The sequence below is a fragment of the Baaleninema simplex PCC 7105 genome (assembly GCF_000332355.1).
GTDB lineage: Bacteria > Cyanobacteriota > Cyanobacteriia > Cyanobacteriales > Geitlerinemataceae > Baaleninema > Baaleninema simplex.
Genome location: NZ_KB235958.1, coordinates 3,287,819 through 3,295,629 on the forward strand (window position 1 = coordinate 3,287,819; position 7,811 = coordinate 3,295,629).

The 7,811-nt window shown below is 48.7% G+C and carries 5 protein-coding genes and 1 pseudogene; 3 read left to right on the forward strand and 3 right to left on the reverse strand.

Annotated elements, in window-relative coordinates; translation table 11 throughout:
• Window positions 1-364: 364 nt before the first annotated feature.
• The 3 genes from GEI7105_RS0116780 to crtD form a co-directional block, all read right to left on the reverse strand.
• A complete protein-coding gene (locus GEI7105_RS0116780; protein ID WP_026097727.1) occupies window positions 365-1,060 on the reverse strand; it encodes a potassium channel family protein in 696 nt (231 codons plus the stop codon).
• A 196-nt stretch (window positions 1,061-1,256) separates the two neighbouring features.
• On the reverse strand, window positions 1,257-2,591 hold the full coding sequence (locus tag GEI7105_RS0116785; protein WP_017661592.1) for a TrkH family potassium uptake protein: 1,335 nt from the start codon (window positions 2,589-2,591) through the stop codon (window positions 1,257-1,259).
• Between the two features lie 39 nt (window positions 2,592-2,630).
• Complete coding sequence (crtD, locus tag GEI7105_RS0116790) at window positions 2,631-4,136, reverse strand: C-3',4' desaturase CrtD (protein ID WP_017661593.1); 1,506 nt, start codon at window positions 4,134-4,136, stop codon at window positions 2,631-2,633.
• A 151-nt stretch (window positions 4,137-4,287) separates the two neighbouring features.
• Here crtD and GEI7105_RS0116795 point away from each other — a divergent pair, with 151 nt between their 5' ends.
• The 3 genes and pseudogenes from GEI7105_RS0116795 to GEI7105_RS39980 all read left to right on the forward strand — a co-directional run bounded on the left by GEI7105_RS0116795 (window position 4,288) and on the right by GEI7105_RS39980 (window position 7,438).
• Window positions 4,288-5,577, forward strand: a complete 1,290-nt coding sequence (locus GEI7105_RS0116795; RefSeq protein ID WP_017661594.1) for a M16 family metallopeptidase — start codon at window positions 4,288-4,290, stop codon at window positions 5,575-5,577.
• Between the two features lie 192 nt (window positions 5,578-5,769).
• The gene (locus GEI7105_RS0116800; RefSeq protein ID WP_017661595.1) at window positions 5,770-6,357 is read left to right on the forward strand and encodes a Uma2 family endonuclease; all 588 of its coding nucleotides are present in this window, start codon (window positions 5,770-5,772) and stop codon (window positions 6,355-6,357) included.
• Between the two features lie 316 nt (window positions 6,358-6,673).
• Window positions 6,674-7,438 (forward strand): annotated as a pseudogene (locus tag GEI7105_RS39980) (Uma2 family endonuclease).
• Window positions 7,439-7,811 lie beyond the last annotated feature (373 nt).

Consider the following 7,811-nt stretch of genomic DNA (forward strand, 5'->3'; position numbering starts at 1 on the left):
CCGCTTTCAGCAAGATCTGCGCTCGACGTACTTTTTGGCTTACTACCATTGAGTTTCTTAATCACTGCCTGTAGCTGATGACGCTCTTCTGCTGTCAGGCGCACAATGTATTTTTTCTGCATGGGACTCCGGCTCGCTCCCTACAGATTACCTCAATACTCCCGTTAACCCTAATTCTTAGAGTTGACGCTGCACTAGGGTTTGGCTGCGGGAACGTGTGTTTCGGCTTCAGCGTAACACACTGTAAAAAAATGTTGCAAAGACTTGACAAAAATCGACTTTGCCTTCAATTTATTGTCCCCATTGTGGCATTGTGTCACCGCAGCTGTCATCTACCCCAAGAGATATTGCTTTCGAGATACAGCTAGAGAGGGAGGCGATCGAGATCCCGGTTCGAGCCGAGAACCACCATAACTAAGCCGTTTTTCAGTTGAGCGCTCGGTGCGGGATTAATGTGCAGATTGCTCGGTTCTCCAACGGCTAAAACGCTTATACCATAGGACTTCCGTAAATCTAATTCCGCGAGGGTTTTGCCCTCGAACTTCTCGGGAACGGCAATTTCGACAATGCTGTGGTCGGGATCGAGTTCGAACTGATCGAGAATGCGGGGACGCGTGAGCGATCGCGCCAGTTCGCATCCCATTTCTCGTTCGGGAAACACGACGCGATCGGCGCCGACTTTCTTCAACAGCTTCACGTGAACTTCAGAGGAGGCTTTGGCGACGATATGCTTGACACCGCCTTCTTTGAGGTTCAACGTCGTAATAATGCTTTCGGCGAGATAGTTTCCGATCGCGACGATGACAATATCGAACTCGAACAGTCCCGCTTCTTTCAACGCCGAGGGTTCGGTGGTATCCAAACAGACCACGTGATCGGCGATGCGATCGGTTAACGCCTGGTTGACTAATTTTTCGTCGCGATCGACCGCCAACACTTCGTACCGCAAACTATGCAGCGTCGCACATACCGCGCGCCCAAACCGTCCCAACCCCACCACCGCAAACTGTTCGTTTTCCGGTTGCCAGTTTTTCAAAAAATTGAACGATGATAAATTCACGCTAAACATCCTCAATCAATCCTAGAATCTAATTAAAGCAAATCTTGAGGATACAAGACTTCCTCGTAATCGTAAACCTTTAGGGAATAGGGAACGGGGAATAAGGAACGGGGAATATCTGGCAACGGTACTAATTCCCTAATATAAAAACACTTGTTTCTTTGATTCCGTCCAAACTCCTTTTATTTGCTTAAATTCATCCAATTAACAAATCTTCGTCGGGATAATCGATCGAACTCGGTTTCGGATCGCCGAGAATCGCCGCCATCAGAATTAAAATCCCCACCCGTCCGATATACATAATTGCTGTAATGACGAGCTTTCCAAACATCGAAAGTTTTGCCGTAACTCCCATCGACAGCCCCACCGTGGCAAACGCAGAAACTACTTCAAACACCAATTGTACGAACTCTAAATCGCGCTCTGAAAAGGCTAACACCATCGTCGCTAACACCACGGTCGCGATCGAACCGACAACAACTGCGATCGCCTTCAGAATTAATTCTACTGGTACTTTACGCTGATAGAGAACCACGTCCTCTCGCCCTTGTAACACCGATTCCGTACAGTTAGCGAGGATGCGAAACGTCGTCGTTTTAATCCCACCTCCGGTACTTCCGGGACTCGCACCGACGAACATCAACGCGATCGTCAAAAACAATCCCGCCGTCGTCATTTGACCGATATCGATACTATTAAATCCCGCCGTTCGCGTCGTTACAGACTGAAACCAAGCCGCCATCACTTTATCGCCAAACGCAAGACCTTGAAATGTCTGTGAATTATAAAGCTCGGTCGCAAAAAAACCAAGCATTCCAGTAATTAATAAAAATAAGGTCGTGCTGGCGACAGTTTTAGCATGAAGCGAAAAATGAAATCGTTTGGGATTGCTAGAAAACAAATTTTTTGCCCAGAAAAAGCATTCCATAATTGTTTGGTAACCGATCCCCCCGAGGATAATTAAAGCAGCGATCGCGAAATTAATCCAGGGAGACGAAACATAACCCATCAAGCTATCAGCAAACAAACTGAATCCAGCATTGTTAAACGCACTGATGCTGTGAAAAACAGACTGCCAAATCGCACCTCGAAATCCAAAATCGGGTACGAACGTTACTAACAAACAAAAAACGCCTGTCAGTTCGATAACCACCGTCATCGCGACCACCGATTGAATCAGTTGGGACACGCTCGACAACCCCGCAGAATCGAGAGATTCTTGTAGGGCAACTTTGTAGCGAACGCGGAATTTTCGCCCGAGCAACAACAATAAAAAGGTGGTGGCGGTCATGTATCCCAAACCCCCCACCTGAATCAACAGCAAAATGACCAACTGCCCCCAAACGGAGTAATAGCTTCCCGTATCGACAACAATTAAACCCGTAACACAGGTGGCAGAGGTGGCGGTAAACAACGCCGTCACGAAATCGTTCCACGTGCCGTCAGCGACCGAAATCGGAAGCATCAATAACAGCGTTCCGACGGCAATCACCCCGAGAAATCCCAGGCAAATGGTTCGCGCAACAGTCATATAAAAGGTTCGGTCGAGTAAATGGTGTATCTCAATATCCTACAGGTGTCCTTGTAGTGCTTCTATCTGTCGAACGACAGTTAATGCAGAATAACTGACGCCTGCGGTGCCTTCGCCGGGATGGGTGCTGTCTCCGACGAGCCAGAGATGGCGAACGGGGGTACGGTTGGCAAAGCCAAACGGTCCGAAGGTGGAAATTCGCTGTCCGATTCCGCCGACGACTCCTGCTTCGCGTCCGGTGAAGTGATGGAAGGTGCGCGGTGTGGCCGCTTCGACGTGAATCAGGGTATCGGGAGAGAGGTGAAAGTACTCTCCGAGACGCGCGATCGCCTGGTTCGTATATTTTTGTTTGAGAGCCTCGTAATCGTTGCAATTCCACCACTTTCGCGTGTCGGTAAAGGAAGAGGCGATAATGGTGGCGCGTCCGTCTGGGGCCCGTCCGTCACTGGGACGACTGACGGAGACGAAGAGGGAGTTGTTTTCGGCGATGGGGCCTTTGGCGTCGTAGAAAAATTGCAGGTGTGGCGGACAGTTGAGAGGAATGGCGTCGGCGTTGACGCCGAGATACACGACGAAAGCACCGGAAGCGGGGGGAAGTTTTTCGACGCGATGGCGGTATCCTTCCATCGAGGGGAGACGATCGAGGAGTTTGACGAGGTTCGCGACGGTGACGTTTCCGATGACGATATCGGCGGGTTCGTCGCGAACTGCTCCAGTTTTGGCGTTGCGGACGCGCACTCCGGTTACGCGGTTGTGTTGAGTGGCGATCGCTTCGACGGTATGGCGCATTTCTAAGGAACCGCCGTAACGTTGCAGGGCTTCGACGAGGCGATCGCTCAACGCCTGCATACTCGGCTTGAGGTGATACAGTCCTTGCGGGGTTTGGGAGACGCCGAGAGCGGTGGCGGCGTAGAGTAACGCCGTTTCTTCAGCTTCGACTTGGGAATACAGTTTGAGTTGCAGGTCGAGAAAGGTTCGCAAGCGCGTATCGTCGTTGAGTCCGAACCAGCGTAAGGCATCTCCGACTGTCGCGAAGCTAAAAGGAAGCGTCAGGAGGGTCGCAGGACGAACCGCCCCGACGAGTTGGATTAAATCCCACAGGTTGCGCGGCGGAAGGACGGGATCGCGGGATTGAAACGCCAAACTCCAGCGAAACAGGTTTTCCATGAGTCGCCAGAAGGGTTCGCTACCGGGAAACTGTCGCTGTCGTTCTTCGCGCCAGCGATCGCGATCGCGCCAAACGTTGACGGGTTCGGTTTCACCGGGAAGGTACACCGCACACGCGGGATCGCAGGGGGTCGCTTCAGGAAGATCGATGTCCAGTTCTTGGAAAATGCGGTGGTGGATTCCGCCGAGTTCGAGTCCCGCCACTTGGGTCGCTCCCACGTCGAAGGTGAAGCCGCGACGCTTGAAGGTGGAGGCGCAACCGCCCGGAACGATCGCCAGGTCGAAGACGGAGACGAGATAGCCTCGTTTGGCCAGTAGGGCGGCTGCGGTCAGCCCGCCGATACCTGCCCCGATGACGACAACGCGAGAATTTGTCATCGATTTTTAAGGAATTCTTATTTAATTTACATTTCTTAACAGTTATTGTAACTTAGGATAGTAGCAGACGTTTAACTCGATCGATCTCGACTGTATTGAGATCGATGAAATTGCAAAAATTTTTCCCTTCAGTACCCAACCCCAATCGCGCATGACTTCTACCCTCCTCAGTCGTCCGTCTACCGCAACCCTCAACGCTCCAACGATTCGCTCGTTTCCGGGGGGTTTGACAGTCATCGCAGAACAAGTTCCCGTTGAAGCCGTCAACCTGAGTCTGTGGTTGAACGTGGGGGCGGCTGTCGAACCCGACCCGATCGCGGGAACGGCGCACTTCCTCGAACACATGATTTTCAAAGGAAGCGATCGCCTGCAAATGGGCGAGTTCGAGCGTCGCATCGAGGCGAGGGGAGCCGTGACGAACGCCGCCACCAGTCACGATTACACTCACTTTTACATCACCAGTGCGCCCCAAGATTTCGCCCATCTCGCGCCGCTACAGATGGACGTGGTGATGAATCCCCAAATTGCTAACGACGCGTTCGATCGCGAGCGTCACGTGGTACTCGAAGAAATTCGTCGCGCCGAAGACAATCCCCGTCGCCGTCTGTTCCAGCAAACCATCTCTCTCGCGTTTGAAGAACTCCCCTATCGTCGCCCCGTGTTGGGGTCGGAGGCGGTTATTGAATCCCTCACCGCCGAACAAATGCGCGAGTTTCACAACACCTGGTATCATCCGCGATCGATGACGGCGGTAGCAGTGGGAAACCTCCCCGTCGATCGACTTATCAACACCGTCGCCGAGGGGTTCTTTCAAATTTCGTCTCACGACGGATCTGGCTTGGGAACCTTCGACGACGTTCCTCCAGAACCCGCGTTTGCAGAAGTGACGCGACGGGAATACGTCGATCCGAGTTTGCAACAGGCGCGATTGTGTCTCCTGTGGCGCGTTCCGGGGTTGAACCAACTCGACGAAACGCACGCCCTCGACATTTTGGGAACGATTTTAGGTCAAGGACGCACGGCGCGTCTGATTCGGGATTTACGGGAAGAACGGGGGTTAGTGACGCGCATCGGTGCGGGAAACCTCAGTTATCGGATGCAAGGGGTGTTCCAGGTGTCGGCGCAACTTCCCACGGAGAATCTCGAGGAAGTAGAAGCGGCGATCGTGCGTCACATCGAAGATTTACACGCCAAACCCGTGTTGGACTCCGAGATCGATCGCATTCGTACGCAAGTGGCGAACCGCTTTGTGTTTGGGAACGAACGTCCGAGCGATCGCGCGAATTTATACGGCTATTTCCAAGCGTTAATCGGCGATCTCGAACCGGCGATCGTCTATCCCGAAACCGTTCGCCGTTTAACGCCCAAAGATTTACAACAGGCCGCCCAACGCTACCTTTCCCCCAAAGCTTACGGCGTCGTTATCGCCCGTCCTGAATAGTTTCTAAAATCGTTTAAATTCCACAATTTCCCAAGCTTTTCCCGAGTTTAATCCATAAGATCCCCGGCATCTCTCAAGATGCCGGGGATCTGAAGTTTAGCGAGAAGTTCGGGATTTTTTGTCTGTGTTAAAATCTCAGATAAACCGACCGATGTTTAATGTCAGTTCGGGTGGCGCGTTGGAGCGACATTTATGGTTCTCGACACGACAGTTCAAAAAACTTCTTTAGAAGAGTATTTCAATCTTGAAGAATCTTCGGATATCAAACATGAATATCGGGATGGAGAGTTGATTGAAATGACGGGAGGGACGACCAATCACAACGAAATTATAGGAAATCTTTATATCGCCCTCAAACTGGCGTTAGTTGGAAAACCCTATCGCGTTTTCTTTACCGAGGTTCGCCTGTGGATTCCGCAACACAACCTCTTCACTTATCCCGATGTAATGGTGGTTTCTGGAGATGTGGAATACTACGAAAACCGCCAAGATACGATTTTAAATCCGTCGTTAATTGTGGAAGTGTTGTCGAAATCCACGAAGGCTTACGATAAGACGGATAAGTTTGATTTTTATCGATCGCTCCCCAGCTTTCAGGAATATCTGGTTATCGACCAATATCGCTATTCGGTGGAGCAGTATGTTAAAAGAGACGAAGGAAAATGGTCGATTACGTATTACGAATCGAAAGATGATGCGTTGAAATTAGGTTCAGTGGACGTAGAATTGGCGTTGCGAGATATTTACGCGAACGTTAAGTTTGAAAAGTCCAAGTCGTAGATTGAGTTTAGGAACGAAACCCAACGCCCCAGAAAGTCCTTAAACACTCTAAACTACAGTAAAAAAGTGGCATCTCAAAAATGTAAATTTATTAGAAACGAGCTTCTGTACTCGAGTGAGTAGTTGAAATCGTCTGAATCCCACAGTTTTCTCAAATTTTTCCGATTTTAAACTTTAATTAAGATCGCCGGTTTCTTAGAGATGTCGGGGATCTTAACTTTAGCGACAAATTCATAAATTTTTCGTCTATGTTAAAATTTCAAGTAAACCGACCGATGTTTAATGTTGGTTGGGGTGGCGCCTTGGAGCAACGTTTATGGCTCTCGATAGGACAGTTCAAAAAACTTTTCTAGAAGACTATTTCAATCTTGAAGAATCTTCAGAAATTAAACATGAATATCGGGATGGAAAGTTAATTGAAATGACTGGTGGAACGACGAATCACAATGCGATCATTGTGGCACTGGTTTCCTATTTATTTTTTGGCTTACAAGGTAAAAAGGGTCTTCGGAGTTTGTGGTTATAAATGTATAGCATGATACAAAAAATTGAAGATTCGAGAGCCAAAACCCTTGAAATCTCGTGAAGTTAGTTTTTCTGTCACCCTAAACTCCGAAGAGCCGGTAAAAACGCACAAGTTTTTTCCGGTGACGTTCGCCTGTGGATTCCGCAACACAATCTCTTCACTTATCCCGATATAATGGTGGTTTCTGGGGATGTAGAATACTATGAAAATCGCCAAGATACGATTTTAAATCCGTCTGTTATTGTGGAAGTGTTGTCGAAATCCACGAAGGCTTACGATAAGACGGATAAGTTTGATTTTTATCGATCGCTCCCCAGCTTTCAGGAATATCTGGTTATCGACCAATATCGCTATTCGGTGGAGCAGTATGTTAAAAGAGACGAAGGAAAATGGTCGATTACGTATTACGAATTAGAAGAAGATAGTTTAAATTTAGGAGCGATCGACATAACACTAAAATTACAAAATATTTACACAAATGTCAATTTTGAAAGCCTTGAACCCACATTCCGCACTTCAACTTGTAGTACGCCAAGTAGCACGAGAAGGGGATGAAATTAGTCGGGAGTTGGTTAGGGATTAAGACCGAGAAAAAAGAAAAATTCGGGTAAAAATGACATCTTAGAGAAAAATCGGTTGAGGAATGGGCAAGTTAAACTGTTCCCACCCAAAAAAACGGCTCAAAATTGGTTTGGGGAATCCCCCCCCCATCAGGGAGATTAGATGTAATTTTAACGAGCATTAATCGAGTCTATCTTCAAGTTAGAAGATAATAAGCCTGACAAGATTTTGGAAAAAATTAAAGTAAATGTAGGCGCTCAGAGGTTAAATTAGAAATTTTTTTAACTCCCTGAGTTCGGAAGACATGAATCCCTTGAAACCCACATTCCGCACTTCAACTTGTAGTACGCCAAGTAGCACGAGAAGG